We start from the raw sequence: 26,583 nt of genomic DNA, 5'->3' as shown, positions 1-26,583 counted from the left end.
GCTATTATTTATTTTTGCCGACAAACGTCAACCAGATGGAATTTCAGAACATATGCTGCAATACACCGATCTGAAGACCCAGGGCGCGGCCCTGCTGGACCAATTTCAAAGCCTCTGGAGGCGTCTTTGACCGCGAGGCCAGCATCGCCCGGCTCCAGGAACTGGAGACCGAGTTCGCCAAGCCCGACGCCTGGAACAATCCCGACGAACTGAAGCCCCTGCTCCAGGAAAAAAGCCGCATCAGCAACATGGTCGAGCTCTGGGACGGCCTGCTCAAGGCCAAGGAGGACCTCGACGAATGGCTGGTCATGGCCGCCGAGGACCAGAGCCCCGACGTGCTCGAAGCCCTGTCCGACCAGGTGGATACCCTCTCGGACCGCCTGCAGGACACGGAGCTGCGCACCCTGCTCTCCGGCCCCCAGGACAGCGCCGCAGCCATCCTGGAGATCCATCCCGGCGCGGGCGGCACCGAGGCCCAGGACTGGGCCGAGATGCTCCTGCGCATGTACCAGCGCTGGGCCGAGCGCCACGAATTCAGCGTCAAGACCCTGGATTTCCTGCCCGGCGACGAGGCCGGGGTGAAGAGCGTGACCCTGCTCGTCGAGGGGCCCCACGCCTACGGCCTGCTCAAGGCCGAAAAGGGCATCCACCGCCTGATCCGCATTTCCCCCTTCGACTCCTCGGGGCGCAGGCACACGTCCTTCGCCTCGGTGGACGCCTATCCCGACGCGGGCAAGGACATCGAAATCGAGATCCGCGACGAGGATCTGCGCATCGACGTGTACCGGGCCAGCGGCCCGGGCGGCCAGAAGGTCAACAAGACCAGCTCGGCCGTGCGCATCACCCACCTGCCCACCGGGCTGGTGGCCCAGTGCCAGAACGAGAAGTCCCAGTTCCGCAACAAGGACACGGCCATGAAAATCCTGAAGGCCCGCCTGTACGAACTGGAACAGAGCAAGATCGACGCCGAGCGCCAGGCGGACTACGAGACCAAGGACGCCATCGGCTTCGGCAGCCAGATCAGGACCTACACCCTGCAGCCCTACAGGCTGGTCAAGGACCACCGCTCGAACACGGAAATGTCCAACGTGGACGCCGTGCTGGACGGGGACATCGACACCCTCATCCGCAACCAGCTCCTGAACGACCATGCCCGAAAAAAGTGACGAGATTCCCATCATCCAGAGCGAAGGGCTGCTGCAGGAACTCAGCGCCATGCGCGCCCTGTTGCGCGAGCATTCCTGCAACGGGGGCCACGAGGGGACCCTGCTCGGCCTCCTGCGCCTCTGCCCGGGGCTGAACATGGACGACTGGCCCGCGCTGCGCGACCGCCACGGGCTGCGCGACTGGCTGGCCCTGCCCGTCCAGGGCCAGGACTATCCCCTGCTCTCCCAGATCCAGGAAACCTTGCAGAGCATGGCCTACCAGAGCGAGCACGACCCCCTCACCGGCCTGGCCAACCGCCGGGTCTTCGACAGCGCCCTGGAGCAGGAGCTGGAACGCGCCCATCGCCAGGGCGAATCCCTGTCCCTGGCCATGTTCGACCTGGACAATTTCAAATCCGTCAACGACACCCACGGCCACCCTACGGGCGACGTCGTGCTCACGAGTTTCGCCGACGTGCTGACGTCACGGATCCGACGCTACGACCTGGCCGCGCGCCTGGGCGGCGAGGAGTTCGCCGTTCTGTTCCCGGGAACCGGGCAGATCAAGGCCGTGGCCACGGTGGAACGCATACTGCAAGAAGTTCGCGGGTTGCGCTTCACCGCTCCGGCGAACGGCTCCGAGTTCTCGGTGACCTGTTCCGCGGGCCTGGCCTGCTACAAGGGCTACGCCCCCGGACCGGCGCCGGACATGGTGCAGGCCGCGGACGAGGCCCTGTACCGGGCCAAGAGCCAAGGCAAGGACCGGGTGCTCACCGCCCCCCTGGCGGACACCCGCAAGCCCTCGCGCGCAAGCCTCGTGGAATCCAATGAAAAGAAATTCCTGTTCACCGGAACGGGTATCGAGGATGAATAGATGAGCGAACCGACCAACAAGGCCGTCAGCTTCTCCATCATCAGCGGCAAGGGCGGGGTGGGCAAGACCAACCTGGCCCTGAACCTCGGCTACGCCCTGTACCGGGCCGAGCACGCCGTGATGCTCATGGACTGCGACCTGGGCCTGGCCAACCTGGACGTGCTCCTGGGCCTGACCCCGGAAAAGACCCTCCAGGACCTCCTGGCCCCGGGGGCGCGCGCCGGCGACGTCATGGCGGCCATCGAGCCGAACGGCTTCGATTTCCTGCCCTCGGCCTCGGGCGTGCCCGAACTCATCGACCTGGACGAGGACCTGCAGGGCGTTCTCTTCGACAAGCTGAACTCCATCATCGGCAGGTACGACTTCCTGCTCCTGGACATCGGCGCGGGCATCAGCCGCACGGTGCTGCGCTTCGCGGCCATGACCCAGGAGCGCCTGGTGGTCATCACGCCGGAGCCCACGTCGCTTACCGACGGCTACGCCATGATCAAGGTGCTGCACGCCGAGCACGGGGTCACGAACTTCAACGTGGTGGTGAACATGGCCGAGACCCACGCCCAGGGCAAACAGAGCTTCGAGCGCCTGCGCGGGGCCTGCGAACGCTTCCTGGGCCTGGACATCCACCACGCGGGCACGGTGCGCGACGACCCCATGGTCTCCAAGGCGGTCATCCGCCAGACGCCGTTGCTCAAGCTCGCGCCCCGTTCCGACGCGGGCATGGACATCCTGCAGCTGGCCGTGAAACTCAAGCGCATGCGCGACGCGGACCTGGACGGACTGGCGGCCAAAAACGGCCTGAGCCTTCCGGACAAAAATTCCGCGATTAACACTTGACTAAAACCCTCTTAATTCGCATAGTTGTATGGCTGCATATTGCGCATACAGCATTAACCGGCCCCACGGGCCGGACAGACTCCGGGAGGGAGACATGAACAAAAGCGAACTGATCAAGACCCTGGCCGAAAAAAACGAAATCCATGTGGACGAGGCGTCGCTGGTGGTGAACACCTTTTTCGACTCCATCAAGCAGTCCCTGGTGGACGCCGAGCGGGTGGAGATCAGGGGCTTCGGCAGCTTCAAGGTCAAGGACTACGGCGGGTACACCGGCCGCAACCCCAAGACCGGCGACGTGGTCACGGTCAAGCCCAAGCGGTTGCCCTTCTTCCGTCCGGGCAAGGAACTCAAGGAATTCGTGAACAAGTAGATGATCAGACGGCTTATTCCTCTCCTCCTGGTACTCGTTCTCGCGCCCTGGACCGCCGCCTCAGCCGACGACCATCCACTGTCCATCGTCTTTTCCGCCAACTCCGGCGGGCACTATGAGCCTTGCCCCGTGTGCGGGGGCAAGGCCATGGGCGGCCTGGGGCGCCGGGCCACGCTGTTCGCCCGCCAGCGCGAAGCCGGGGGCAATCCGCTGTTCCTGGCCGGCCCCTACGAATTTCTGCCCCCCAGCGGGTTGAAGAATCCCACGCCCCAGCTCGCCCAGGCCCTGGGCAAGGCCTACGGGACCCTGGGCTACGACGCGATCTTCGCCGCCCCCGAGGAGGATGCATGGCTGCGCGACAGCGACGCCGAGCTGCCCCCGGTCCTGCACCTCCAGTCCAACCGCGCGGAAATCGTGACCCTGGACAAGGGCGGCTGCCGCATCGGCGTGGTGCTCTTCCCGAGGCTCTTGCGCGGCGAGCGCAAGCCCACGCCCATGGTCATGGAATCCGTGGCCCGCAAGGCCCGTTCCCTGGCCGAGCGCACGGACATCGTCATCGGCGTCAGCTCCTGGGGCGCGGCGGGCGAGGCGGAATTCCTGGACAAGACCGAGCCCTGCGTGGACGTGCTCCTGGGTTCCGGCTTCGGCCCCGGCCTGGCCGGGCGCTTCATGAAGAACGGCCGCACGTTCTGGGCCCGGGCCTACACCACGGGCAAGGCCTTCCACGTGATCCGCGTGCGGGTCCCCGACCAACGCGAGCCCGACTGGCGCTGGATCAAGGACGGCAACCTGAGCCTGGATTTCCAGGTCCTGGACAAGGACGTGACCTCCGACGCGGCCATGCTCAAGCTTTTGGACGGATTTTCCCTGGGGCACGTAAATTAGTTGCATTCCGGGCGAAAACCGGACACCGTTTGTCCGTCCCATAGACTTCAACAACCCGACGAACCATGACTATCATCACCGGCGGCGCCGTGCCCTTCGTGAAGATGCACGGCAGCGGCAACGATTTCGTGCTCATCGACAACAGGGCCCTGACTTTGCCCCAATCGGAAATGGCCCGCTGGGCCCAGGCCATCTGCCGCCGCGCCTTCGGCGTGGGCGCCGACGGGCTGGTCTTCCTGCAGGACGCCCCCGCGGGCTCCGAGGCCGACTACGTCTGGCATTTCTACAACGCCGACGGCTCCCGCGCCGAGATGTGCGGCAACGGCTCGCGCTGTGCCGCGCGCCGCGCCGTGGAGCTCGGCCTGGCCGGGCCCGCCCATGTGCTGGGCACGGACGCCGGGCCCATCCGCGCCCAGGTGCGCGCCGAGGGTACGGCGGTCAAGGTCCAGCTCACCCCGCCCCACGGCCTGAAGCTCGGGGCCGAACTGGACGTGGACGGCCGGACCTACACCGTGCATTTCGTGAACACGGGAGTGCCCCACGCCGTGGTCCAGGTGGACGACGTGGCCGCCGTGGACGTGCAGGCCCTGGGCAGCGCCCTGCGTTACCACCAGCACTTCGCGCCCGCGGGCACCAACGTCAATTTCATCCAGGTCACGTCGCCCGAGAGCCTGCTGCTGCGCACCTACGAGCGCGGCGTGGAGGGCGAGACCTTCGCCTGCGGCACGGGCGCGGCGGCCTCGGCCCTGGTGGCCCGCGAACTGGGCCTGACCGGGAACGCCGTAAAGCTGACCACCTCCGGTGGCGAAATTTTGCAAATCCATCTTGAAGACGGTACGGTCTTCCTCGAAGGCCCGGCCGTGAAGACGTTCCAAGGCGAAATGATTCTTGAATCCCTGGGGCTGGAACTTCCCGCCCGGGGTTGATAGCGAAGCAGGAGGACGCGATGCAGTTCAAGGGAGCGCTCACCGCCCTGGTGACGCCGTTCAAGAATGGCGAGGTCGACGAAGAGTCCTACCGCGAACTCGTGGAGTGGCAGATCGAGCAAGGCATCGACGGCCTGGTGCCCTGCGGCACCACCGGCGAGTCCGCCACCCTCTCCCACGCCGAGCACGGCGAGGTCATCCGCATCTGCGTGGACCAGGCCAAGGGCCGCGTGCCCGTGCTGGCGGGAGCGGGCTCCAACAACACCCGCGAGGCAGTCGAACTCACCCGCTACGCCAAACAGGCCGGCGCCGACGGCGCTCTGCTCATCACGCCCTACTACAACAAACCCACGCCCGACGGGCTGGTGGCGCACTTCAAGGCCATCGCGCAGGAAGTGCCCATGCCCATCGTGGTCTACAACGTGCCCGGCCGCACGGCCCTGAACGTCCTGCCCGCGACCATGAAGGCCATCAAGGACGCCGTGCCCGAGGTGGTGGGCGTCAAGGAGGCCACGGCCAACCTGACCCAGATCTCCGACGTTTTCGAGCTCTGCGGCCCGGATTTCTGCCTCCTGTCCGGCGACGACTTCACGGTGCTGCCGCTTCTCGCCGTGGGCGGCTGCGGCGTGATCTCCGTGGTCTCCAACATCGTGCCCAAGCTCATGTCCGACCTGGTCAAGGCCTGGAACGCGGGCGACACGGCCAGGGCGCGGGAACTGCACTACAAGTCCCAGCCCCTGAACCGGGCCATGTTCATGGAGACCAACCCCATCCCCGTGAAAACGGCATGGTCCCTGATGAAGGGCAAGGCCCTGGAGCTCCGCCTGCCCCTGGTGGAGCTGCGCCCGGAGAACCTGGCCAAGCTCAAGGCCGTGCTCAAGGAAAACGCCCTGATCTAGGCCCGTTCGCCCGAATCGAACAGTCAGGCCCGGTCCCCGTTGGGGGCCGGGCCTTTTTCACGCCCCTAGAAATATACTACGACATATAGCATACTATATGCTAGGTAGGGGCAGGCAGCGAACCCAGGCGGAGGACTGAGCCATGGCCAAGATGACTCCGATGGAAAAATCCATCTGCATGTATTTCGTCAACCTGGAGAAGAAGCTCGCGGACGTGCTGGCCGTTCCCGAGAACCTGCGCCCCCCCGGCGCCAAGGAGACCATCAAGCATCTGGAAATCCTGTTGGGCAAAAAGGACACCACGTCCTGGCACGACGCCTATCTCGCGGAGCAGATCCTGGCCTCCATCCTGCCCGAACCCATGCTGGACCAGGAGATCAACTGCCATCTCGCCAAGGCCAAGGACATGCTCGATTCCAAGGTCGTGGAGGACTACGAAAAGAACAAGCCCGGGACGCCCGAGGGCAAACGCGCCCAGCTGGCCGGGCTGCTGGCGGACCTGCAGTGGGCCTACAACATGCGCTCCACGCGCCGGGACTGCCTGCGCCGGGCCACCATCACGGGCAGCGTGTTCTTCCTGGGCGCGTTCCTGTTCTTCGCCACCATCATCGCCATGGGCAGCTTCCCCAGGCTGTTGAACCACATGCTGCCGGATGTCATCTTCCTGCTCAACGCCCTGGCCGCCGGGCTGCTGGGCGCGTCCTACAGCACGCTCACGTCCCTGCGCGCGCCCCTGGAAGACATGCCCATAGAAAAATACCAGACCATGAGCAGCGTCTGGTACATCCTCTCGCGCATCCTCATCGGCCTGTGCGCCGCCCTGGTGCTCTATTTCATGCTCCAGGCCGAGCTGGTCACGGGCGACATCCTGCCGCAGATCGCCACGCTCATGTCCAAGGTGCACGTATACAAGGACAGCATGGACACGGATTACAGCACGGCCATCAAGGCCGCCCAGGACATCTGGATGAAGAATCTCTCCCTGGTGGTGGTCTACTGCTTTTTGGCGGGATTCTCGGAAAAGCTGGTGCCCAACCTGCTCACGCGCGTGGAGAAGCGCGTGACCGCCAACGACGGGGCCTAGCTCCCGGCGAAGCCCGGGCAGCCGGTCATGCGGGCGTGCTTGGCCGTGCCCGGATAGGAGCGGCAGATCTCCGGCTTCACGTCCTGGATGGTGCAGACGAAGGCCCTGTCCCCGGGCACGCGCCTGAGCCAGGGGCAGGACTCGGCGTAGAACGGGGTGCCCGGGCGCTTCCAGATGCGGTACTGTGGCCCGCCGTCCGGGCCGCGCTTCTCCCCCACCCAGGCCAGGATGTCCTCGCGCCCGGCCGCGCGCCACAGGGCCACGTCCTCGGCCGTGCATTCGCGGTGGAAGTCCAGGGCCACGCAGCACCGGCCGCAGCGGGTGCAGGCGAAGGAGCCCAGGCCCGTGCACACGAACACCCCCGCCCTGCCCGCGCCGTCCGTCCCGGCGCGGACCGAAGCCTCGAAGACCAGGGAGCACAGCCCGGCCAGTTCCTCCCCGGCCGGCGAGCGCTCGTCCAGGGCCTCCAGCGCCCGCTCCAGCAGCGAATCCTGGGCCGGAGGGCGGCCCAGGGCGTCCAGAACGGCTGCGTACAGCTTCGGCTGCGGCCCGTAGCTCGCAAAATCCAGGCGCACCGCCTCCCGGGCCTCGGAATCCGTAAGAAACATCTGGTCCTGGCTGGCGGGCACGGCATCCTTCCTTGTGCGGTTCTGGTGCGCCCATCCTGGCCCAGAAAAAGCGAAATTTCAATACAGCCTGGGCAATACCCGCCGATTACGGACATTTCTCTTCAAATCCAAAGGATTCTTAATGGACATGGCGGCCCTCCGGACTCGTAGTACGTATCCGGGAACTGATCAAAACGCATTGGACCGACATATGGAGGGACCCATGACAGATTTGAGCGCCGCGCTGTCCGACCAGCTCGGCATTTCCAACACCCAGGCCGACTCCCTGCTCCGGCTGGCGCAGCAGGAGGACGACGAAACCACCAGCAACAGCGAAACCAGCACCGACACGGGCGACACCGTGGAATTTTCCTCCGAGGCCCTGGCCCTGGCCAAGGCGCTCCTCGCCAGCGAGGAGTCCAGCGACACGACCGGCGACGGGGACGAATCCAGCGACACGGCCACGGACTCGGATTCCAGCGGCACGACCTCGGCCTCGACGTCTTCCTCGAGCTCCGCGACGGGCTCCACGGCGAGCGCGTCCGGCGGCACCAGCTCCTCTGACGAGATCGAAGAGCTGGAAGCCGAAATCGAGGAACTGGAAGCGGAGATTCGTTCCCTGCGCTCCAGCGCCGCCACGGACGACGGCGATGCCGAAAAACTGAAGCAAAAGGAACAGGAACTGAGCATGAAGGAATCGGAGCTGGCCCAGCTGGAGAGCAGCTCCTCCTGATCCCGCCCAAGGCTACTCCCCTGCGTCCCGGACCGCCCTCCGGGACAAAGAGAAGCCCGGCGCGGGACAACCGCGCCGGGCTTTGATCTTCAATCCAGCCGCGAGACGGGGCCTACTTGAAGGCCTTGGCCTGGAAGTCGGGCACGATCTGCTTCTTGCGGGACATGCAGCCCTGCATCCAGAAGGACTTGTCGCCGGCGTCGATGCCGAAGGCCTTCTTGAACACGGACTTGTCGTCGGACACGTAAAGGATCTCGGAGCCTTCCTTCATGATGTCCGTGAGCATCAGGATCACGGTGTGGTGGCCCTTCTCGTCCTTGACCTTCTGGATGTCGGCGTACAGGTCGTCCACCAGGGGGGTCAGCATGGCGCCGTCCACGACCTCGAGCTGGCCGATGCCCACGCCGTGGCCGTCCATGTCGAAGTCCTTGTAGTCGCGGAAGACCAGCTCGCGGATGGGAGTGCCCTCAACGGCGCTCTTGACCTTGAACATCTCCAGGCCGACGGCCATGGGATCGGCCACGCCGGCGATCTTGGCCAGCTCCTCGACGGCCTTCTTGTCGGCCGGGGTGCAGGTCACGGACTTGAACATCACGGTGTCGGAGAGGATGGCGCACATCAGGGCGCCGGCGATGCCCTTGGGCACTTCCACGCCGTAGAAGTCGTACATGCTCTTCAGCACGGTGCCGGTGCAGCCCACGGGCCAGACCCACATTTCGAGGGGCTGCGGGGTGGCCAGGTCGCCCAGCTTGTGGTGGTCGATGACGGCCACCACTTCGGCCTCGGCGATGTCGGCGGGCAGCTGGGACAGCTCGGTGGTGTCCACGATGGCCACCTGCTGGCCGGCCACGGAGGTCACGACCTCGGGGGTGGCCAGGCCGAACTTCTCCAGCACGAAGGCGGACTCGGGAGTCACCGGGCCCTGGGCCACGGCCTTGGCTTCCTTGCCGGTCTTGCTGGCCAGGTCGGCATAGGCGATGGCGGAAACGATGGTGTCGGTATCGGGGTTCATGTGACCGAAAACAAGCATTGAATACCTCCTCAAAGTATTGGCTTCAAATCGTTCTAACGCTCTACTGCACCCAGAGATTGTGCCAAATAGCACAAAGCGGACCGACTGCCAAGTGCCTAGGGCATGGGAAAACAATTTTCAGGACGGGGAAAGACAGGAGGGGCAAAGGGCCGTCAGCCCAGGAACAGGCTGGCCGCGGCCACCACGCACGCGCCCCCGAAGACCACGCCGTAGCCCCCGGGCACGCGCAGGGCCAGCAGGCCGCCCACGCTGGCCGTGATCCACAGGTGGCCCCAGGTGAACATGTCCTGGGGCGGATGCAGGAAGCCGAGGCCCAGCAGCCAGTAGACCAGGGCCGAAAGCACGGACAGGCCCGCGGTGAAGAACAGAAAATAGGCCGCGGCGGCCTGGGCGGCCGCCCTGCGAACCAGGCGCCCGGGGCGATAGCCCTCGTCGCCCTCTTCGAGCCACTCCTGCAGGGAGTTGTAGCCCGCGTCCTGCCAGCGTCTGAGAACCTGCTCTCCCCGGGCCGCGAACCAGGCCAGGGGCAGGGTCAGGAGCACGGGGAAAATCACGTCCGCGGGCCCGTGGAAGCCGAATATGGCGCACAGGGCCAGGACGCCCAGGGTGGAGGCCGCCGCGTTGGGCGGGATGAAGGTTCCTGCGGGGATGAGGTCCAGCCAGAGGAGCTCGAAGATCAGGGCCACGGACACGGCGAAGTTCAAGTCGCCCGTGAGCACGCCCCAGACCAGGCCCTGCACCAGGGGGCGCTCCACCACGCCGAGATTGAAGGAAAAACGAAGCAGGGAAAAGACCGTGAACAAGGCGGCCGCTGTCACGACCCAGAATGCGGCAGTGGCGCAGGCCCCTACCACGGCTCGCCCACCTGAACGGGTTCGTTGGGCACGCAGCGGAAGTCCAGGTCCACGCCGCTGTCGTGGAAATAGCGCAGGCAGGAGCGGTCGGCCCCGTCCAGGGCCACGTGGGGACAGAGATGCTCCTTGCCCGGGGCGTAGTGCAGGTTACCCAGGTTCAGGACCTTGAAGTTCAGGCCGTTTTCATGCGCCCGACGGGCGTCTGGACAGTTGGCGAAGAGCACGAGGACGTCGGGCTCGTGGGAGGAAAAGGTACGCTCCATGAACTGGTGCGACTCCACCACGCCCACGAAGGCCTTTTCCACGCCAGCGGGAATGGCCAGGCCCATGATCTCCTGGCGCAGGGGATCGGCGCGCACGTCGTCGTTGACCACGACGATCATGCGCGGCTTGGTGAAGGGCAGCCAAGTTTCGATGATCTGCCCATGGATCAGGCGGTTGTCCACGCGAACCCAGAACACGGCCTCAGCCTCCGGCGACCTTCTTGCGCAACACTTCCCCGGCCACAACGATGCCCTGCATGCCTGCGTTCTTGGCCTCCTCGGCCACCTTGGCCAGGGACATGGAGCGCATGCCCAGGACCTTCAGCAGCATGGGCAGATTGACCCCGGTGATGACCTCCAGCTTGTAGGTCCCGAGCAGGGACAGGGAGATGTTCGTGGGCGTGCCCCCGAACATGTCCGTGAGGATCAGCACCCCGGCCCCGGCGTCCACGGACTCCACGGCCTTTTTCAGGGACTCCACGATCTCGTCCATGCCGTGGCCCATGTCCACGGGCACCGCCCGGCAGCCTTTCTGCTGCCCAAGGATCATCTCCGCGGCCGCGAGAAGGTGCTCGCCGTAATCCGTGTGCGTGGCCACGACCACGCCCACGTCCTTGGATTTGTTGTCTTGGCTGCTCATTATGATGATGGTCCGGACTGACTCGCCTGCCCGCGGCCCACCCCGACGGGGCCGCTATTCGAGATCAAGGTGGCGGTGTTCGAGAAAGACTGCATAATCCGAGTCGGCCAAGGAGTCAAAGACCGCCTTGGCCACGGCCACGGAACGATGCCGCCCGCCCGTGCAGCCGAAGGCCACGGTCAGGCGATAGCGGCCCTCGCGGGCGTAGCACGGCAGGACGAATTTGAGATAATCGAGCTGCTTGTCAAGAAACCCGGTCCCGATCTCGGAACGCAGCACGAAATCGGCCACGGGCTTGTCCAGCCCGGAATAGGGACGCAGGCTCTCGTCGAAATAGGGGTTGGGCAGAAAGCGCAGGTCGAAGAGCATGTCCGCGTCCGTGGGCACACCGTGCTTGAACCCGAAGGACAGGACGTAGACCCGCAGGCCCCAGCGCTTCTCCTTGAGGAAATTCCACTTCTCCTGCAGGAAGCGGCGCAGGTCGTGGATGGAATAGCCGGAGGTGTCCACCACCAGCTCGGCGCGCTCGCGCACTCTCCAGAGCAGCTTGCGCTCCTCCTCCACGGCGCGCTCCAGGCCGTAGGCGCCCTCCAGGGGATGGGGCCGCCTGGTGGCCGCATAGCGCCGCAGCAGCACGGGGGCGCTGCATTCCACGAACACCACGCGGGGCGTGACGCCCATCTCCCGCAGCCGGGAGAGCATGGCCTCCCACTGGGCCTTGAAATTCTCGACCCGCACGTCCAGGCCCAGGGTCAGGCCCCGGTGGGACATGTGCGGCTCGCGGACGAACAGGCCGACCATCTCGGGGATGACCGTGGGCGGCAGGCCGTCCACGGTGAGGAAGCCCAGGTCCTCGAAGACCTTGAGGGCCGTGGACTTTCCCGCGCCGGAAAGCCCGGTGAGGATGATGACGGGAAACGTCGATGCTTCCGCCGCCTGCGCTCCCCGTTCGTCCATGCCCCTAGGCCCCCTTCACCAGACGCCAGAGATCCTCGGCGTCGTCCGCCACGAGGAAGGCCTTGCGGAACTGGTCGTCCTTGAGCAGGCGCGAGATGTGGGCCAGAACCCGCAGATGCATCCCGGCCACCTGCTCCGGCGCGAGCACCAGGAAGAAGATGCGGCAGGGTTTGTGGTCCAGGGCCTCGAATTCCACGCCCTCCTCGCTGCGTCCCACGGCCACCAGGATGTTCTCGATGTTCTCGAGCTTCCCGTGGGGGATGGCGATACCGTCCCCGATGCCCGTGGTGCCGAGCTTCTCGCGCTCCTGCAACACAGCCAGGGCGGCCTTCTGGTCCAGGCCCTGCTCCCGCTGCGCCACCGCAGCCACAAGCTCGGCCAGGACCTCAGTCTTGGTCCTGGCCGAGAGTGTGGGCAATACCAAATCCTTATCCAGCAAATCTCCAAGCTTCATTCGCTACATCCCAGGGTCGATGAGACCGTAATCGCCGCTCTTGCGGTTGTAGATGACGTTGACGCGATCGGTCTCCGCGTTGAGGAAAACAAGAAACTCATAGCCCTTGGACTCCAGCTGCATGGCGGCCTCGTCCACGTTCATGGGCTTGGGCTCGTAGGAGTCGGTGGCCTGGATGGCGGGCACGCGCTCGCCCTCTCCGGAATCGGAGAAGCTGATCACGTCCATGCGCACGGATCCGCGCTTGCGCCTGATGTCCTTGGCCTTTTCCCGTGCCTTGCGCACCTGGGCGTCCAGCTTGTCCAGCACCAGGTCCACGGTGGAATACATATCCTCGGACTCTTCGTTGGCGGACAGGTTCAAATCGTCTCCCGTGAAAACCACATCGGCCTTTTGCCGGAACTTGTCCACGGACAGATTGACCAGAAGGGAGGCGTTTTCCGTCCTTGCGTACTTGAAGAGCTTCTCGAAACGATTCTTGGCGTACTTCTTCAGATGGTCGGAGGGTTCGAAATTCTTGAAGTTGAAATTGATCTGCATGGGCGTCCTCCTAACTTGAGGTGAAGAACACCGGGGATTCCCGGTCATCTTCAGTGTAGGACGAAACCAAACCAAAATAAAGGGACCAGGAGGCGGGCAGATCAAAAAATCTGTTTGCGCTTGGAGGACGAAAGAATACCCAGTGCGCTGCGGTACTTGGCCACGGTGCGCCGGGCGATGTTGATCTGCAGGTCGTCCTTGAGCATGTCCGCCAGCTTTTCGTCGGACAGGGGCCTGCGCGGGTCCTCCTTGTCGATGAAATCCTTGATCATGGCCTTCACGGACTCGCTGCCAACTTGGCTGCCGTCGTCCAGGTCCAGGGCGCTGTTGAAGAAGAACTTCAGCTCGAACACGCCGTGGGGCGTGGACACGTACTTGCTGGTGGTGATGCGGCTGATGGTGGACTCGTGCATCTCGATGTCGTCGGCCACGTCCTTGAGGATCAGAGGCCTGAGCTTGCGGACACCGTGGCGGAAGAACTCGCCCTGGAAGCGCACGATGCTCTCCATGACCTTGTACAGGGTGCGCTGGCGCTGGTAGAGGCTCTTCATCAGCCAGACCGCCGAGCGCATGCGGTCCTGCATGTACTCCTTCTCGTTGGAGCTGCGGGTCTTGACCGCGTCCACGTAGTAGGGGCTGATCTGCAGCCGGGGCATGCCGTCCTCGTTGAGCACGATGACGAACTCGCCGTCGTACTCGTACACGAACACGTCGGGGGAGACGTACTGCGGCTCGCTGCCAGCGAAGGAAGACCCGGGCATGGGGGCCAGGCTCTTGATGACGTCCAGGTACGCCTTGAGCTCGTCCATGGAAAGCTTGAACTTGCGCGCGATGGGCTTGTAGCGGCGCTTCTCCAGGTCCTCCAGGTGGTCGGAGACCAGGGAGACGAGAATGGGGTCGTCCAGGCCCAGGGCGTCCATCTGCACCAGCAGGCATTCGCGCGGGGAGCGCGAGGCCACGCCCAGGGGGTCGAAACGCTGCATGCGCAGGATAACGGATTCCACCACCTGGGGGGAGACCCCGCAAAATTCGGCCAGTTCGTCGGTTTCGGCGCGCAGGTAGCCCAGGCCGTCGAGGTTGCCGATGACGACCTCGCCCACGGCGGCTTCCTCGGGGGTGAAGTCGGAGAGCCTGAGCTGCCAGTCCAGATGGCTTTCCAGGGACGGCTTGGAGGACAGGCGCGCCTCAAAGGACATGCCCTCCTCCGGCGTCTCGTACTCCCGCATCTGGACCTGTTTGGCCGTGGAGGAGAACTCGCCGAGGTAGCTTTCCCACTCGGCGCTCTTGATGAGCTCCTGCTCCACGTTCACGGGCTCGGAATCCCCGCGGGTCTCGGACGGCGTCTCGGCGCGGTCCTGGACGGCCTCGCGGGCCTCCTCGGACATCTCCTCGGGCTTTTCCTCCAGCAGGGGGTTCTCCAGCAGCTCCTGCTGGACCATGTCCACCAGTTCCAGGCGCGAGAGCTGCAGCAGCTTGATGGCCTGCTGCAGCTGGGGGGTCATGACCAGCTGCTGAGAAAGCTTGAGTTGCTGTCTGAGTTCAAGTCCCATATCGAGGAGTACGCCTTCCCTATGCGGAGTATGCCCGCGGTTCACTCAAAGGCGCCCGGGAAACCCCCCGGGCTGCCGCGCCGTGAGCCGAATGTGAAATACCGAACGCTCCAGACCCGGACGCAGGGTGACCATGCCATAGTCCGTCGAACCTTGCAACACCGATGGCAAGGTTTTTGAATGTAAATTTAGAAATGTGAAAACAAGATCTTAGAGACTGAAGCCTTCGCCGAGATAGACTTTTCTCGCCTTCGGGTCTTCGATAATTTGCGCAGGGGTGCCGGCCAGAATAATCCGGCCTTCGTACACGAGATAGGCCCTGTCACAGATGCGCAGGGTCTCGCGCACGTTGTGGTCGGAGATAAGAACGCCAATACCCTTCTCCTTCAATCCCCGCACGATGCCCTGGATGTCGTCCACGGCGATGGGGTCGATGCCGGCGAAGGGCTCGTCCAGAAGCATGAATTTGGGGTCCAGGATCAGGGCCCGGGCGATCTCCAGCCTGCGCCGCTCGCCACCGGAGAGGTGCATGGCCTTCTGGTCCGCCAGACGGGTGATGCCCAACTCCCTGAGCAGGGAGTCGGCCTTGGCCTTCTGCTCCGCCGGGGTGAGGCGCGTGTGCTCCAGGATGATCTCCAGGTTCTGGCGCACGGAGAGCTTGCTGAACACCGAACTCTCCTGAGGCAGGTAGGACAGGCCCAGGCGCGCCCGGTCGTGCAGGGGCAGGCCCGCCAGTTCGTGGTCGTCCAGGCGCACGTGCCCGCCGTTGGGTTTGACCAGGCCCACCAGCATGTAGAACGTGGTGGTCTTGCCCGCGCCGTTGGGGCCCAAGAGGCCCACGACCTCGCCCTGCTCCACGTTGAGGCCGATGTCGTGCACCACCTCGCGCTGGCCGTACCGCTTGAGAAGCGCCTCGGCGCTGAGCACGGACACTACTTCTTCCCTTCCTTGCCGGAATCCTTGCCCTGGTCCGCCGGGGTGAAGAACACGGCCTCCACCTGGGCGTCGCGGGTGCCCTCGACCTCGCTGCGGTTGTCCTTGAGATACAGCCGGATGACCCGGCCCGCGATGGTGTTGCCCGCGTCCACCAGGCGCGGGGAATCCTCCATCACCAGCACCCCCGGCTCCACCTTGTAGGTGGCCTTGCCGCAGAAGCCCTCCTTGCCGTCGCGCAGCAGGCGAACCTTGCCCGTGGCCACGATCTTCTCCACCTCGCCGGGGTCCGCGCCCACGGAGCCCGTGGTCTTCTTGCCCGTGTCCTTGAGGACCACCAGCAGCTTGTTGCTCCAGATCTCCATGTCCGGGCGGGACACGTGCACGTGGCCGGTGAAGGTCACGCTGCGGCCGTCCTGCTCGTAGATCATGGTGTCGGAGGTGATCTTGGTGGGCACCTTGTTGCCGTCGGCGGCCAGGGACGGGACGCAGGCCAGGGTCAGCAGGACGGCGGCGCACAGGACGAGAGAGGCGAAAGGCTTCACTTCTTGGGCTCCTTTGCCGGGGCCTGGGCGGGCCAGAGGGTGCTCGTGACCCCGCCCCCGGCGGTGATGTCGTTGGAGGAAAGCAGCATGGTCAGGCGCGGGGCGCGCAGGGTCAGGTCCCCGCGGTCCAGGCGCACCTGGTCCGTGAGTTCGATCTCGCGCTTCTTCCCGGCGTAGTCCAGGCGCTTGGAATGGATGGTGTTGGGCCCGGAGACGATGAGCACGTCGGGCCACAGGGCCGCGTCCCCGGTCTCCTGGCTGACCTCGCCCTCGGAGGCGCTGACCAGAACCTCGGAACCGTCGGGGCGGTAGTAGGTGATCTTGGGGTTGGTCAGGCGCACCAGGGCCTGCTCGCGCAGGTAGTCGGCCCCGTCCGCCGTGAGCCGCCATTCGGCCTTGCCCTCGGCGCCGCGGGACAGCTCCACGCGCTGCATCACGGCCTCGACGTTCACGTCCTGGGCCAGGTCCGCCAGCTTCTTGGCGTCCTGTTTCGCGCACATCCAGAACCAGAGGCCCACGCCCACGCCCGCCCAGAGCAGGAAGCCGATGACGCAGGCCAGGACGATCTTGCGGCTCAACGCTTCCTCCACTTGGCCCACTGGGCGTCCAGGTCGCCGCGGGCGTCCAGGATGTAGCGGACGGCCTCGCGCACAGCGCCCTGGCCCCCGGCCAGTTCGGTGATGACGTCGGCCAGGACCAGGATCTCGGGCTGGGCGTTGGCAACGGCCATGGGCAGGCCCACGAGGGACATGACCCCGGCGTCCACCCAGTCGTCGCCCAGGAAAGCGACCTCGTCCAGGCCGAGCTTCAGGCGCTCGCAGATGCCCTTGAGGACGTCGATCTTGGCCGTGTGCCCGGCGTGGTATTCCTCGATGCCCAGTTCGCGCACGCGGCTGGCCACGGCCGGGGAATCCAGGCCCGAGATCACGGCCACGTGCAGCCCGGCCGCCTGGGCCAGCTTGATGCCCAGGCCGTCCTGCACGTTGAAGCGCTTGGACACGTTGCCCTGGTGGTCGTAGTACAGCCCGCCGTCGGTGAGCACGCCGTCCACGTCCAGAACCAGGAGCCGCACGCGCGCGGCCTGTTCACTGGGTTTGGCACTCATATTCGAGACTCCAGAGGGTCTTGAGGTCCTTGAGCAGGGCCCGCAGGGAGCCCAGGGGCCAGGAGTTGGGGCCGTCGCACAGGGCCTTGTCCGGGTCCGGGTGCGTCTCCAGGAACACGCCCGAGGCCCCGGCGGCCACGGCGGCGCGCGCCAAAAGCGGCACGAACTCGCGCTGCCCGCCCGAGCTGGCGCCCTGCCCGCCCGGGATCTGCACGGAATGGGTGGCGTCGAAGACCACGGGGCAGCCGAGGCCCTTCATGATGGCCAGGCTGCGCATGTCCACCACAAGGTTGTTGTAGCCCAGGCTCGCGCCGCGCTCCGTGAGCCAGATGCGCCCGTTGCCCGTGCTCCTCAGCTTGTTCACCACGTTGGCCATGTCCCAGGGCGCCAGGAACTGGCCCTTCTTGACGTTGACCACGCGGCCGGTGTTCCCGGCGGCCACCAGCAGGTCCGTCTGGCGGCAGAGAAAGGCCGGGACCTGCAGCACGTCGGCCACCTCGGCCACGGGCGCGGCCTGCTCGGGCAGGTGGATGTCCGTGATCACGGGCAGGCCCGTGGCCGCCTTGACCTCGGCCAGCCACTTGAGGCCCTGGTCCATGCCCGGGCCCCGGAAGCTGGTCACCGAGGTGCGGTTGGCCTTGTCGAAGGAGCTCTTGAACACGGCCGTGAGGCCCAGGTCCGCCGTGATTTCGGCCACGGCCTCGGCCACGCAGAGGGCCACGTCCCGGCTCTCCAGAGCGCAGGGGCCTGCGATGACGAACGGCCCGGCCAGGCTCGCTTCGAACAGATCGACGTTGGTCATGCGGTTCCTTTACTTGTCGCCGTACTTCTGCTTCTTGGCCGCGCCGATGAAGGCGGCGAACAGCGGGTGCGGATGCATGGGGTTGGACTTGAACTCGGGGTGGAACTGGCAGCCCAGGAACCAGGGATGATCCTTGACCTCCACGATCTCCACCAACTCGCCGTCCGGGGACAGGCCCGAATAGACCAGCCCCTTGTCGCCCAGCATGTCGAAGTATTCCTTGTTGAACTCGTACCTGTGGCGGTGGCGCTCGTCAATGGCGGGGCGCTGGTAGGCCGCGTCGGCCCTGGTGTCCTTGACGATTTCGCAGGGGTAGGCTCCCAGGCGCATGGTGCCGCCCTTGTCGCTGCGCTCGTCGCGCTTCTCCACGCACTTCTTCTGGAAGTCGTACCATTCCTTCATCAGATAGATGACCGGATGCGGGGTGTTGAGGTCGAACTCCTCGGAGTTGGCCCCGTCCAGCCCGGCCACGTTGCGCGAGAACTCGATGACCGCGCACTGCATGCCCAGACAGATGCCGAAGAAGGGAATCTTGTTCTCGCGGGCGAACTGGATGGCCTTGATCTTGCCCTCCACCCCGCGCGAGCCGAACCCGCCGGGCACCAGCACGCCGTCCAGGCCCTTGAGCTTCTTGGCCACGTTCTTGGCGTTGATTTCCTCGGAGTTCAGGTACTGCAGGTTGACCTTCACGCCGCTGGCCACGCCGCCGTGGACCAGGGCCTCGTGCAGGCTCTTGTAGGCCTCCTTGAGGTCCACGTACTTGCCCACGATGCCGATGCAGACCTCGCCGTCGGGGTTGTCCAGCTTCTGCACCAGCTCCTTCCAGGGGGTCAGGTCCGGGTTCTTGGCCGGGAGCTTGAGCATGATGGCGACCTTCTGGTCGATGCCCTCCTCGTACAGGGAGAGCGGCAGCTTGTAGATGCTGTCCACGTCCACGGCGGTGAACACGGCGTCCTTGTCCACGTTGCAGAACAGGGCGATCTTGCCCTTGAGCTTCTCGTCCAGGTCGGTCTCGGAACGGCAGAGCATGATGTCCGGCTGGATGCCGATGGACCGGAGCTCCTTGACGCTGTGCTGGGTGGGCTTGGTCTTCAGCTCGCCGGCGGTCTTGATGTAGGGCACCAGGGTCAGGTGGATGTACAGGCACTGCTCCTTGCCCAGGTCGCCGCGCATCTGGCGGATGGCCTCCAGAAACGGCAGGCCCTCGATGTCGCCCACGGTGCCGCCGATCTCGATGAGCGCCACGTCCAGGTCGTCGCTGGCCAGCGAGAGCACGGCCTTCTTGATCTCGTCGGTGATGTGGGGGATGACCTGCACCGTGCCGCCCAGGTAGTCGCCCCGGCGCTCCTTGTTGATCACGGTGTTGTAGATGGAGCCGGAGGTGTAGTTGTTCCTCTGGCTCATGGGCACGTCCAGGAACCGCTCGTAGTGTCCCATGTCCAGGTCGGTTTCGGCCCCGTCGTCCGTGACGTAGACCTCTCCGTGCTGGAAGGGGTTCATGGTCCCGGGGTCGACGTTGATGTAGGGATCGAGCTTCTGGATGGTCACCGTCAGCCCCCTGGCCTTGAGCAGCGCGCCGAGGGAGGCGGCGGATAGGCCTTTGCCGAGGGACGAGAGAACACCACCGGTGACAAAAATGAACTTGGTCTTCATGCTCCGGACCTGCCTGTATGGATCGGGTTCAACAAAGACGCGGCCGCAGGCTCCCGGGGGAGCGCCCGCGTGCCGCATCGGGCATCTCTATTCACGGTTCAGCCCGCCGAATCCTAGGGGGATCAGGCGGGCCGTTTTTGAGGGCAGAATTCCTATGACATCCTAAAAAATTGATATTTATCAGGATGTTGCGGACCATTCACGTCATGGTTTCGAGTTGACGATGTGGGCTTGGGTCATTATGGTCCCTGTGTTTTGCATAAGCTAGTCAACGGCCCACCTAGTGTCAAGAAAACTTCTGGAGGATACACATGGCCAAGGTCAAGGCGCTGGTCATAACCGGCTATGGGACCAACTGCGAAATCGAGAGCGCGCACGCCGCACGCCAGGCCGGAGCGGACAGTGCGGACGTGATCTATTTCTCGGACCTCGTGGCTGGCCGGGCTCGCCTGGAAGGCCATAATTTCCTCATTTTTCCCGGCGGGTTCCTGGACGGCGACGACCTGGGCGCGGCCCAGGCAGCGGCCCTGCGCTGGAAGTTCGCCCGGGCCAAGGGCGACGGCCCCATCCTGGACCAGCTGAAGGCCTTCTTCGAGGCCGGGGGGCTGGTGCTGGGCATCTGCAACGGGTTCCAGCTCCTGGTGAAGCTGGGGCTGTTGCCGGCCATCGGCGGCCGCTATTTCGAGCGCCAGGTTTCCCTGACCCTCAACGACTCGGCCAAGTTCGAGGACCGCTGGGTGCGCCTGGCGGCCAACCCCGCGAGCCCCTGCGTGTTCACCAAGGGCATCGACGCCCTGGACCTGCCCGTGCGCCACGGCGAGGGCAAGCTCGTGCCCGCGGACCCCGGGACGCTGGCGGCCCTGGAGGCCGCGAATCTCGTGGCCCTGCGCTACGCGCACCCCGAGACCGGCGAGCCCACCCAGGAATACCCCTTCAATCCCAACGGCTCCCCCAACGCCATCGCCGGGCTCACGGACCCCTCGGGCTGCGTGCTGGGGCTGATGCCCCACCCCGAGGCCTTCAACCACCGGACCAACCACCCCGGCTGGACCCGTGGCCAGGACACCAAGCTCGGCACCGCGCTCATGGAGAACGCGGTGAATCACCTGAAGGGGCTGTAGCCCGCCGCGCCGCACGCCCCAGGAGGTCGGATGCTGCTCTTGCCGCCCGGGTGGAAGGATTGGGAATCCGCCATGCGCCTGGCCCTGGCCCAGGCGCGCCTGGGCGCGGACCTGGGCGAGGTGCCCGTGGGCGCGGTGCTGCTCTCTCCCGAGGGCGAGGTGCTGGCCGAGGCCTGCAACCGCCCGGTGACGGACCACGACCCCAGCGCCCACGCCGAGATGCTGGCCCTGCGCCGCGGCGCGGAGCGCCAGGGCAACTACCGCCTGGCGGACTGCGTGCTGGTCTGCACCCTGGAGCCCTGCCTGATGTGCCTGGGGGCCATGCTCCACGCGCGCATCGGCGGCCTGGTGTTCGGCGCGCGCGACCCCAAGGCCGGGGCCCTGGTCTCGCGCATGGACGGCGCGGACCTGCCCTTCGCCAACCACCGTTTTCCGTATCTGGACGGGATTCTGGCCGAGGAATGCGGGGACATCCTCCAGGACTTCTTCCGCTCCCGGCGCTCCGCCTGAGGGACGCGCCGGACGGACCGGAGACGCTTGAAAGGCGGGCCACAGGCCCGCCTTTTTATTTGCCGCCCGAGGGGGATGGGCGGCTGCGGCGGGGCGGGATCAGGGCAGGCCCGCGCCGCAAAGCCTGAGCACCGCCGCGGCGGTCCAGGGCGCTCCCCTGCCCGTGGAGCAGCCCTGGGCGTTCAGGGTGCGGGCCGCGCGGTCGCAGTCACCGGGCGAGAGCGAGCCGTCGCGCTCAAGGGCGCGCACCACCCGGAGCACCTGCGGGCACTGGGATTCAAGGCGCGGCACCGGGGCGTTGCCCGAGGCGTCGATGCCCAGGCCCTGGACCACGCTGTCCAGGCAAAATCCGCACAAGGACAGGTAGCGCGCACGGATGTCCTCGTACAGGGCCCCGCGCACGGCGCCCGACCGCTCGTACAGCTTCAGGGCCCGGGCGAAATGCCTCGCGGCCATGCGCACCAGCCCCTGGTCCAGATAGATGTGCCCCACGTGGTTGGCGGTCTCGATCTTGCCCTCCAGCCCGTTCAGATCATAGGCGCGCAGCACGGCCCGCTGGAAAAAATGATCCGCGGCCATGAACCGCCCCTGGCGCACCGCCAGAAGCCCCCGCTCATAATCTTCCTGTACGCGGTCATGAATATTCATGGCAGGTCCTCCATGCTTTCATGTTATGTCGATTTGGTTCCGTGATGGCAAGGAGTATTTTGCATAGATGAATGAAATATCAATTCGCGCAGCGCATCACACCGCGGCATTCCTCGGTCGTGGACGGCGGCCAGTGCGGAAACCACGGGCCGTGACCAAAGAAACCAAACGGCTGCCCCCACGGCGATTTTCTTTATTGTGCATACGGCGCATGCATGGCACCTTCCTTGCTACTACTCGTATATCTACACGATTCGGCCAGCGATCATTGAGGAAAAAGACCCGAACGCGGCAACGTTGTAGTCACCGGCGCCAACCATTTTTGCACATGACAGGAAGACCCATGCCCCAGCACCGATTCAGCCAACTGGTCACAGCTCTCGGCTCGGCGTTGAACGCCCCGGACCTCGCGCCCGGCGGGGACGACACCCTTGAACTGATGGTGGACGGCGACCTGCGCCTTATTCTGGGATTGGACGCGGACACGGAATGCATCCGCCTGCGGGCCGACATTCTGGACTGCGGCGGGCGGCCGACGCCAGCCCTGGCGCGCATGCTCTGCTCGGCCAACCTGTACTGGCGGGGCACGGCCGGGGCCACCCTGGGGCTGGACCGGGAGGACGGCGCGGTCTGCCTCCTGTACGCCTCCCCCATCCAGGTCCACGACGACAAGTCGTTCCTGGAAACCGTGGAGACGTTCCTGAACCTGGCCGAACACTGGCGGAACGAAATCAGGGGCTTCATGGACGGCGGGGAAACACCCCGGGACGAACCTGAAATCCCCTTCAACGCCCTGCGCATCTGAGGATTCCCCATGAGCATCACGCACGACCATCTCCAGGCACTGGCCAAGGCCCTGGGGCTCCCGGAACTGGCCCTGGACGACGAGCAGAGCTGCACCCTGTCCTTCGGGGGCGGGTTGTTCGTGTATCTGGCCGCCCCGGCCGGATCGCCCTTCCTGGCCCTGCATTCGGTGGCCGCCATCCTGGCCGGAGACCCTCCCGACGAACTTTTCGAGAACATCCTGGCCTGGAACGCGGCCCCGGGGAACCTGCCCGTGACCCTCGGCTGGGACGAGGAACAGGGCCTGGTCTGCGCCTGCCTGCGCTACGAATCAGCAGCCCTCGACGTCCCCGGCTTCGTGAACATGTTCGAGGGATTCCTGGCCAGGGTCCGCCAGGTGCGCGACGACGTGCACGGCGTCCTGGACAATCCCGGCGCGACCGCCCGTTCAGCCCAGGGCGACCCCGCCCCCGACACCCCGATGCACAGAGTCTGAGAAGGAGAACCGACATGCCCATCGACCATATCAGCATCGACACCTTCGTGAACGCCAAGCAGTTCGACTCCGTCCACATCGACGGCTCCAAGGTGATCGACGTCCCGAATTCGGACCCCGACGCCGTCCAGGGCGGCACCGAAGCCAAAGTCGACGCCATGAACAAGAACATCAACGCCATCGAGGCCTTCAAGCAGTCCCTGAACAGGACCTTCGGCGGAGACGTGGGAACCCGCTTCGCAAAAGACATGGAGGACATCTTCTCGAAGGGCAAACCCCTGACCGGGCGTCTGGTCGAACAGGGGCTCAAGAAGGGAAAAGATCAGGTCATTTACACCTTCTGCAACAAATTTTGCTACGACAGGAACGGCGACCCCTCCGACGACTTCAAGAATCATTGCAGAAAACTGCTCGAACCCCTGGGATTCAGCCCTTCCTACCTCGACTCGTCCGGCACCTATGCACACATCGCCGAGACGTGGATCGAAAGACTGCGCGACGAGGTGGAGGCATCGTCGGACTTGCCGGACCTCATCGGCGACATCGCCATGAACAGGATCGACAGCCTGTGCGAAGAATTCGCCAAAACGTACAAGGTCCATACCGGCGACTACGAAAGGACGCTGCGTGCAAACAAACAGCTCACGCCGAAATTCGAGGCCATCTGGCGGGAAGTCGCGGGGGACTCCCCTTTCGCCAAGCTCGTCAGCGACGTGAGAAAGGCCGAGCTCATCTCGGTCGTTGGAGAAAAGATCAAGACAGACGAAACAATACGCTCAGACAAGTTTACATTGAAAGAAAAGGAGCCCCTCTGCGACCAGTTGCTCAAGGACGAGATCACTCGCGAACTGGATTATCAGGGCAGGCTTGAACACTACAAAAGTCTGTCTCCGGACATCGAAAGAGCCCTCACCGAGCGCACCGAAGTGCGGGACGAGCTCGCCCACAAGCTGGAAGCCGCACACGCCAAGCAGGCCCTCGACAAGCCCCGGGCGGTGGAAGTCCTCAAGGAGGTGCTGGCGGAGCACAACGCAACGTCCCTCGCCAACCAGACGGGCCTCAAGAATTTCGCACCCATCCAAGCCGTATGCGACGACCTTTTCCGCAACGACGCCAAGCTCAAGGACTTCCCCTTCACGATCAACAAGGCCATGGCGGACAAGCTCATCTCCTCCATCCAGACCAGCGTAAAGGCAAACGAGAAATTCAGCCGCGAGTACCTCACGAAGGAGCGTTTCGCCGCCTGGGCCAAGGAACCGGCGCGCCAATGCCTCCTGGACATCATGGACAACAAGAACCTCTCCAGGCTCGTGGACCAGACCAACGGCTTGCGCAACAAGGAGGCCGTACGGGACCTGTGCATCGGCATCATGGGCGACAGGCTGCTCACGGAGGACCTGTCCGACGCCGACCTCAAAGACATGGTGGACACGGCCCAAAAGAAGGCCGATGAAATCGTCACCGAAATGACCCGCGACGCCAGCTACCTCGTCCTGGCCCTGAAGACGCCCGGCGCCAAGGAGCAGGTGTTCGAATCCATGCGCCTGCTGCAAAAGCGGTTCAACGAGCTCCCCGCCCAGATGGACACGCAGGACAAGTTCAAGGCCTACAACACCATGATGGACACGGCCATGGCCGCCCTGCGCTGGGACAGCATCAAGGACCTGCGCACGGCCGGCATAAAGTTCCAGGAGCTGGGCGACGAGTTCAGGAAAAAGGACGGCGACCGTTTCGATTCTCGGCTGGCCAACACGCTCGCATCCTACGTCTTCCAGTCCAACAAGCATGTCCTGGCCGGGCACGCCTCCACGAACAGTATTCCCAAGCAAACGAACGTGGCGTGCATGGACAACCTGCTGAAACGCATCGGCCAGGCCTTCGTGGACCGCAACATGCCGAACGCGCCGAAGCAGCTGCAGGGCCAGGCCACGGTGCTGGGCAAGGGGGTGTTCAACACCGTTTTCAAGGGCACCTACAACAAGGGCTACCAGGGCGTTTTCAAGCCCATCCTCTGGAGCACGAACACCCACGCCGGCTCCGGCGAGGCCGTGGGCATCGACCACGTCAACAACAACTTCCACGTTCGCAACGTTGTGGCGCGGGACCTGGAAAGGCACCTCCTCGATTCCCACCTGCTCCCCGACTGCGAGTTCACCAAGCAGGGGGGCAAACGGGGCATCCTCATGGCCTTCAAGCCCGGGAGCGACAGGACGGCCCTGGACCGCACGGACTTCACGTTACGCAGGCAGGCGACCAAGCTCGCCTTCCTCGACGCCATGCTGGGGCAGGTGGACAGGCACCACAACAACTTCACCATTCAGACAAAAGACGGCAAAATCACCGGCATCACGGGAATCGACAACGACATGTGCCTGGGCACGGAAATCGACGGGATGAACCCGACGACGGGCGAGATATCCTTCCCCGGCGCCAACCACGCCCTAAAGTTCCTGCCACCGATCATCGAGAAGGCGGACTACGACGCGTACATGGCGATTACGCCGGAAACCATCGAGGCGATCGTCGGGGACAGCCTGTCCCCGCAGGAAGTGAAGGCCCTGGAGCAGCGGGTGGAATTCATCCAGAGCTACCTGGAGACCCTCAACGGCCTCGGGAGAGTGCTGGACGCCGACGAGCCGGGCTTCCAGGACACGTTCACCGCGATTTATGAAGCGATGTCGCGCAGCTACAACAGCTATCTCGAGACCTCGCCGATCAGGAACGACTTCGGCGGCCTTTGGAATATCCAATAAGGGCCCGGCGAACCGCCATGCCGACACACATTGCACACAAGGAGCGCACAATGCCTTGGGCCGATCCCAGCGAATATCCGGCGTTGACAGATATGGAGATATCCTTTGTGTCCGAGGGGCTGCCCGTGCCGCCCGTGCCCCGGTCCCTGGCCGGGGAGATGGACCGCATCGACAACTGGCACTGGGGCACCCGCATCCCCGACTACTCTCCCTACGACCTGGAGCATTTCGTCAGGGAGGCGGAGTCCGGCGTGGAGCCCTACTTCCTGGCGGCCCACGCCGGGCACGGCATCCAGAGCGTGGCCCTGCACTGCTATCTCGCCCTGCCCGGGCTGGCCTGCCTGATCCAGGAGCCCTGGGGCGGCGCGTACACCAACGACGAGCGCGCGGTCCAACGGCTTGAGCAGGCCTTCGCCCTGATGCGCCAACTGGTGGAACGCTTCGAGGGCGACTCCTCGCAGGCCCGGCGCATCGTGATCCAAAGCTCCCTCTGGCCCTCCCGCCTGGGAACGGCCACGCCCACGGGCGTCCAATGGACGGAAACCCCCACCCCCTTCGAGGACGCCCTGGCGCTGTAGGGGCCAC

31 protein-coding genes are annotated in these 26,583 nt (G+C 64.9%); 15 read left to right on the top strand and 16 right to left on the bottom strand.

The features are described 5' to 3' along the window. Positions 1-52 precede the first annotated feature (52 nt). The 8 genes from prfB (at position 53) to ACYYG1_RS06600 (ending at position 7,017) form a co-directional block, all read left to right on the top strand. Positions 53-1,166, top strand: a protein-coding gene (gene prfB / locus ACYYG1_RS06635) for a peptide chain release factor 2 (protein WP_461209507.1) whose coding sequence is annotated in 2 segments (ribosomal slippage) — positions 53-127 and positions 129-1,166 — 1,113 coding nt in all. Because the reading frame shifts where the segments join, the coding sequence is not laid out codon by codon here. Beyond that, on the top strand, positions 1,150-2,019 hold the full coding sequence (locus ACYYG1_RS06630; RefSeq protein WP_461209506.1) for a GGDEF domain-containing protein: 870 nt from the start codon (positions 1,150-1,152) through the stop codon (positions 2,017-2,019). Before prfB ends, ACYYG1_RS06630 begins: the two co-directional genes overlap by 17 nt. Next, positions 2,020-2,853, top strand: a complete 834-nt coding sequence (locus ACYYG1_RS06625; RefSeq protein ID WP_461209505.1) for a MinD/ParA family protein — start codon at positions 2,020-2,022, stop codon at positions 2,851-2,853. 94 nt (positions 2,854-2,947) lie between these two features. Then, positions 2,948-3,223, top strand: coding sequence for an HU family DNA-binding protein (locus tag ACYYG1_RS06620; protein WP_461209504.1), 276 nt, complete (start codon positions 2,948-2,950; stop codon positions 3,221-3,223). Beyond that, the gene (locus ACYYG1_RS06615) at positions 3,224-4,108 is read left to right on the top strand and encodes a UshA-like (seleno)protein family 2 (protein WP_461209503.1); all 885 of its coding nucleotides are present in this window, start codon (positions 3,224-3,226) and stop codon (positions 4,106-4,108) included. 65 nt (positions 4,109-4,173) lie between these two features. Then, complete coding sequence (gene dapF / locus ACYYG1_RS06610; RefSeq protein WP_461209502.1) at positions 4,174-5,034, top strand: diaminopimelate epimerase; 861 nt, start codon at positions 4,174-4,176, stop codon at positions 5,032-5,034. Positions 5,035-5,054: 20 nt separating this feature from the next. Further along, positions 5,055-5,933 (top strand): 4-hydroxy-tetrahydrodipicolinate synthase, encoded by an 879-nt coding sequence (dapA, locus tag ACYYG1_RS06605; RefSeq protein ID WP_461209501.1) that lies wholly within the window; start codon positions 5,055-5,057, stop codon positions 5,931-5,933. 142 nt (positions 5,934-6,075) lie between these two features. Next, positions 6,076-7,017, top strand: coding sequence for a hypothetical protein (locus tag ACYYG1_RS06600; protein ID WP_461209500.1), 942 nt, complete (start codon positions 6,076-6,078; stop codon positions 7,015-7,017). Here ACYYG1_RS06600 and ACYYG1_RS06595 read toward each other — a convergent pair. Continuing rightward, complete coding sequence (locus tag ACYYG1_RS06595; protein ID WP_461209499.1) at positions 7,014-7,646, bottom strand: YkgJ family cysteine cluster protein; 633 nt, start codon at positions 7,644-7,646, stop codon at positions 7,014-7,016. The genes ACYYG1_RS06600 and ACYYG1_RS06595 overlap by 4 nt on opposite strands. Before the next feature lie 202 nt (positions 7,647-7,848). On the opposite strand from ACYYG1_RS06595, the gene ACYYG1_RS06590 reads away from it, so the two are divergent. Then, positions 7,849-8,358 carry a hypothetical protein gene (locus tag ACYYG1_RS06590; RefSeq protein ID WP_461209498.1) on the top strand — a complete coding sequence of 170 codons (510 nt, stop codon included), beginning with the start codon at positions 7,849-7,851 and terminating at the stop codon, positions 8,356-8,358. 112 nt (positions 8,359-8,470) lie between these two features. Here the strand turns inward: ACYYG1_RS06590 and ACYYG1_RS06585 are convergent, their stop codons facing one another. The 14 genes from ACYYG1_RS06585 to pyrG form a co-directional block, all read right to left on the bottom strand. After that, positions 8,471-9,388 carry a manganese-dependent inorganic pyrophosphatase gene (locus ACYYG1_RS06585; protein ID WP_461209497.1) on the bottom strand — a complete coding sequence of 306 codons (918 nt, stop codon included), beginning with the start codon at positions 9,386-9,388 and terminating at the stop codon, positions 8,471-8,473. 155 nt (positions 9,389-9,543) lie between these two features. Further along, the gene (locus tag ACYYG1_RS06580) at positions 9,544-10,245 is read right to left on the bottom strand and encodes a PTS sugar transporter subunit IIC (RefSeq protein ID WP_461209496.1); all 702 of its coding nucleotides are present in this window, start codon (positions 10,243-10,245) and stop codon (positions 9,544-9,546) included. Continuing rightward, positions 10,239-10,706 carry a PTS sugar transporter subunit IIB gene (locus ACYYG1_RS06575; RefSeq protein WP_461209495.1) on the bottom strand — a complete coding sequence of 156 codons (468 nt, stop codon included), beginning with the start codon at positions 10,704-10,706 and terminating at the stop codon, positions 10,239-10,241. Before ACYYG1_RS06575 ends, ACYYG1_RS06580 begins: the two co-directional genes overlap by 7 nt. A gap of 4 nt (positions 10,707-10,710) precedes the next feature. Then, a complete protein-coding gene (locus tag ACYYG1_RS06570) occupies positions 10,711-11,148 on the bottom strand; it encodes a PTS sugar transporter subunit IIA (RefSeq protein ID WP_461209494.1) in 438 nt (145 codons plus the stop codon). Positions 11,149-11,202: 54 nt separating this feature from the next. After that, a complete protein-coding gene (gene rapZ, locus ACYYG1_RS06565) occupies positions 11,203-12,105 on the bottom strand; it encodes an RNase adapter RapZ (protein ID WP_461209493.1) in 903 nt (300 codons plus the stop codon). 4 nt (positions 12,106-12,109) lie between these two features. Continuing rightward, entirely contained in the window at positions 12,110-12,559 is a 450-nt protein-coding gene (locus ACYYG1_RS06560) for a PTS sugar transporter subunit IIA (protein WP_461209492.1), read from the bottom strand. 3 nt (positions 12,560-12,562) lie between these two features. Beyond that, positions 12,563-13,099 carry a ribosome hibernation-promoting factor, HPF/YfiA family gene (hpf, locus tag ACYYG1_RS06555; RefSeq protein WP_461209491.1) on the bottom strand — a complete coding sequence of 179 codons (537 nt, stop codon included), beginning with the start codon at positions 13,097-13,099 and terminating at the stop codon, positions 12,563-12,565. A 101-nt stretch (positions 13,100-13,200) separates the two neighbouring features. Continuing rightward, the gene (rpoN, locus tag ACYYG1_RS06550; protein WP_461209490.1) at positions 13,201-14,649 is read right to left on the bottom strand and encodes an RNA polymerase factor sigma-54; all 1,449 of its coding nucleotides are present in this window, start codon (positions 14,647-14,649) and stop codon (positions 13,201-13,203) included. 210 nt (positions 14,650-14,859) lie between these two features. Further along, on the bottom strand, positions 14,860-15,582 hold the full coding sequence (gene lptB, locus ACYYG1_RS06545) for an LPS export ABC transporter ATP-binding protein (protein WP_461209489.1): 723 nt from the start codon (positions 15,580-15,582) through the stop codon (positions 14,860-14,862). Further along, positions 15,582-16,127, bottom strand: coding sequence for an LptA/OstA family protein (locus ACYYG1_RS06540; protein ID WP_461209488.1), 546 nt, complete (start codon positions 16,125-16,127; stop codon positions 15,582-15,584). Before ACYYG1_RS06540 ends, lptB begins: the two co-directional genes overlap by 1 nt. Next, positions 16,124-16,705, bottom strand: a complete 582-nt coding sequence (gene lptC / locus ACYYG1_RS06535; protein ID WP_461209487.1) for an LPS export ABC transporter periplasmic protein LptC — start codon at positions 16,703-16,705, stop codon at positions 16,124-16,126. The genes ACYYG1_RS06540 and lptC overlap by 4 nt, the downstream gene beginning before the upstream one ends. Beyond that, entirely contained in the window at positions 16,702-17,232 is a 531-nt protein-coding gene (locus tag ACYYG1_RS06530; protein WP_461209486.1) for a KdsC family phosphatase, read from the bottom strand. The genes lptC and ACYYG1_RS06530 overlap by 4 nt, the downstream gene beginning before the upstream one ends. Continuing rightward, complete coding sequence (kdsA, locus tag ACYYG1_RS06525; protein WP_461209485.1) at positions 17,213-18,034, bottom strand: 3-deoxy-8-phosphooctulonate synthase; 822 nt, start codon at positions 18,032-18,034, stop codon at positions 17,213-17,215. Before kdsA ends, ACYYG1_RS06530 begins: the two co-directional genes overlap by 20 nt. Positions 18,035-18,043: 9 nt before the next feature. Beyond that, entirely contained in the window at positions 18,044-19,687 is a 1,644-nt protein-coding gene (gene pyrG / locus ACYYG1_RS06520; protein ID WP_461209484.1) for a CTP synthase, read from the bottom strand. A gap of 311 nt (positions 19,688-19,998) precedes the next feature. On the opposite strand from pyrG, the gene ACYYG1_RS06515 reads away from it, so the two are divergent. Both ACYYG1_RS06515 and tadA read left to right on the top strand, forming a co-directional pair. After that, positions 19,999-20,808, top strand: coding sequence for a phosphoribosylformylglycinamidine synthase subunit PurQ (locus ACYYG1_RS06515; RefSeq protein WP_461209483.1), 810 nt, complete (start codon positions 19,999-20,001; stop codon positions 20,806-20,808). Between the two features lie 30 nt (positions 20,809-20,838). Next, entirely contained in the window at positions 20,839-21,318 is a 480-nt protein-coding gene (gene tadA, locus ACYYG1_RS06510) for a tRNA adenosine(34) deaminase TadA (RefSeq protein WP_461209482.1), read from the top strand. 99 nt (positions 21,319-21,417) lie between these two features. Here the strand turns inward: tadA and ACYYG1_RS06505 are convergent, their stop codons facing one another. Further along, positions 21,418-21,966 (bottom strand): hypothetical protein, encoded by a 549-nt coding sequence (locus ACYYG1_RS06505; protein ID WP_461209481.1) that lies wholly within the window; start codon positions 21,964-21,966, stop codon positions 21,418-21,420. A 343-nt stretch (positions 21,967-22,309) separates the two neighbouring features. On the opposite strand from ACYYG1_RS06505, the gene ACYYG1_RS06500 reads away from it, so the two are divergent. Genes ACYYG1_RS06500 through ACYYG1_RS06485 form a run of 4 tightly spaced genes read left to right on the top strand, consistent with a single transcriptional unit; the run spans position 22,310 to position 26,576 of the window. Further along, positions 22,310-22,771: a type III secretion system chaperone gene (locus tag ACYYG1_RS06500; RefSeq protein ID WP_461209480.1), complete on the top strand. Its 462-nt coding sequence runs from the start codon at positions 22,310-22,312 to the stop codon at positions 22,769-22,771. A 9-nt stretch (positions 22,772-22,780) separates the two neighbouring features. Then, positions 22,781-23,245 (top strand): type III secretion system chaperone, encoded by a 465-nt coding sequence (locus ACYYG1_RS06495; RefSeq protein WP_461209479.1) that lies wholly within the window; start codon positions 22,781-22,783, stop codon positions 23,243-23,245. Between the two features lie 14 nt (positions 23,246-23,259). Then, the gene (locus tag ACYYG1_RS06490; RefSeq protein ID WP_461209478.1) at positions 23,260-25,998 is read left to right on the top strand and encodes a hypothetical protein; all 2,739 of its coding nucleotides are present in this window, start codon (positions 23,260-23,262) and stop codon (positions 25,996-25,998) included. Positions 25,999-26,048: 50 nt separating this feature from the next. Further along, complete coding sequence (locus ACYYG1_RS06485) at positions 26,049-26,576, top strand: hypothetical protein (RefSeq protein WP_461209477.1); 528 nt, start codon at positions 26,049-26,051, stop codon at positions 26,574-26,576. The last annotated feature ends 7 nt before the right edge of the window (positions 26,577-26,583 follow it).

The organism is Desulfocurvus sp. DL1XJH-121 (genome assembly GCF_054819825.1).
Note: the sequence above shows the minus strand (reverse complement) of the source record. Positions and strands in the feature narration are given on the sequence as shown.

Excerpts from the sequence above, each read along its gene's own strand:
- ACYYG1_RS06585 (WP_461209497.1), bottom strand. The coding sequence starts at position 9,388 with ATGCTTGTTTTCGGTCACATGAACCCCGATACCGACACCATCGTTTCC.
- pyrG (WP_461209484.1), bottom strand. The coding sequence starts at position 19,687 with ATGAAGACCAAGTTCATTTTTGTCACCGGTGGTGTTCTCTCGTCCCTC.
- rapZ (WP_461209493.1), bottom strand. The coding sequence starts at position 12,105 with ATGGACGAACGGGGAGCGCAGGCGGCGGAAGCATCGACGTTTCCCGTC.
- ACYYG1_RS06500 (WP_461209480.1), top strand. The coding sequence starts at position 22,310 with ATGCCCCAGCACCGATTCAGCCAACTGGTCACAGCTCTCGGCTCGGCG.
- ACYYG1_RS06530 (WP_461209486.1), bottom strand. The coding sequence starts at position 17,232 with ATGAGTGCCAAACCCAGTGAACAGGCCGCGCGCGTGCGGCTCCTGGTT.
- ACYYG1_RS06590 (WP_461209498.1), top strand. The coding sequence starts at position 7,849 with ATGACAGATTTGAGCGCCGCGCTGTCCGACCAGCTCGGCATTTCCAAC.
- ACYYG1_RS06505 (WP_461209481.1), bottom strand. The coding sequence starts at position 21,966 with ATGAATATTCATGACCGCGTACAGGAAGATTATGAGCGGGGGCTTCTG.
- kdsA (WP_461209485.1), bottom strand. The coding sequence starts at position 18,034 with ATGACCAACGTCGATCTGTTCGAAGCGAGCCTGGCCGGGCCGTTCGTC.
- tadA (WP_461209482.1), top strand. The coding sequence starts at position 20,839 with ATGCTGCTCTTGCCGCCCGGGTGGAAGGATTGGGAATCCGCCATGCGC.
- ACYYG1_RS06625 (WP_461209505.1), top strand. The coding sequence starts at position 2,020 with ATGAGCGAACCGACCAACAAGGCCGTCAGCTTCTCCATCATCAGCGGC.
- dapF (WP_461209502.1), top strand. The coding sequence starts at position 4,174 with ATGACTATCATCACCGGCGGCGCCGTGCCCTTCGTGAAGATGCACGGC.
- dapA (WP_461209501.1), top strand. The coding sequence starts at position 5,055 with ATGCAGTTCAAGGGAGCGCTCACCGCCCTGGTGACGCCGTTCAAGAAT.
- hpf (WP_461209491.1), bottom strand. The coding sequence starts at position 13,099 with ATGCAGATCAATTTCAACTTCAAGAATTTCGAACCCTCCGACCATCTG.
- ACYYG1_RS06560 (WP_461209492.1), bottom strand. The coding sequence starts at position 12,559 with ATGAAGCTTGGAGATTTGCTGGATAAGGATTTGGTATTGCCCACACTC.
- ACYYG1_RS06630 (WP_461209506.1), top strand. The coding sequence starts at position 1,150 with ATGCCCGAAAAAAGTGACGAGATTCCCATCATCCAGAGCGAAGGGCTG.
- ACYYG1_RS06495 (WP_461209479.1), top strand. The coding sequence starts at position 22,781 with ATGAGCATCACGCACGACCATCTCCAGGCACTGGCCAAGGCCCTGGGG.
- rpoN (WP_461209490.1), bottom strand. The coding sequence starts at position 14,649 with ATGGGACTTGAACTCAGACAGCAACTCAAGCTTTCTCAGCAGCTGGTC.
- ACYYG1_RS06570 (WP_461209494.1), bottom strand. The coding sequence starts at position 11,148 with ATGAGCAGCCAAGACAACAAATCCAAGGACGTGGGCGTGGTCGTGGCC.
- ACYYG1_RS06485 (WP_461209477.1), top strand. The coding sequence starts at position 26,049 with ATGCCTTGGGCCGATCCCAGCGAATATCCGGCGTTGACAGATATGGAG.
- ACYYG1_RS06600 (WP_461209500.1), top strand. The coding sequence starts at position 6,076 with ATGGCCAAGATGACTCCGATGGAAAAATCCATCTGCATGTATTTCGTC.
- ACYYG1_RS06490 (WP_461209478.1), top strand. The coding sequence starts at position 23,260 with ATGCCCATCGACCATATCAGCATCGACACCTTCGTGAACGCCAAGCAG.
- ACYYG1_RS06620 (WP_461209504.1), top strand. The coding sequence starts at position 2,948 with ATGAACAAAAGCGAACTGATCAAGACCCTGGCCGAAAAAAACGAAATC.
- ACYYG1_RS06615 (WP_461209503.1), top strand. The coding sequence starts at position 3,224 with ATGATCAGACGGCTTATTCCTCTCCTCCTGGTACTCGTTCTCGCGCCC.
- ACYYG1_RS06515 (WP_461209483.1), top strand. The coding sequence starts at position 19,999 with ATGGCCAAGGTCAAGGCGCTGGTCATAACCGGCTATGGGACCAACTGC.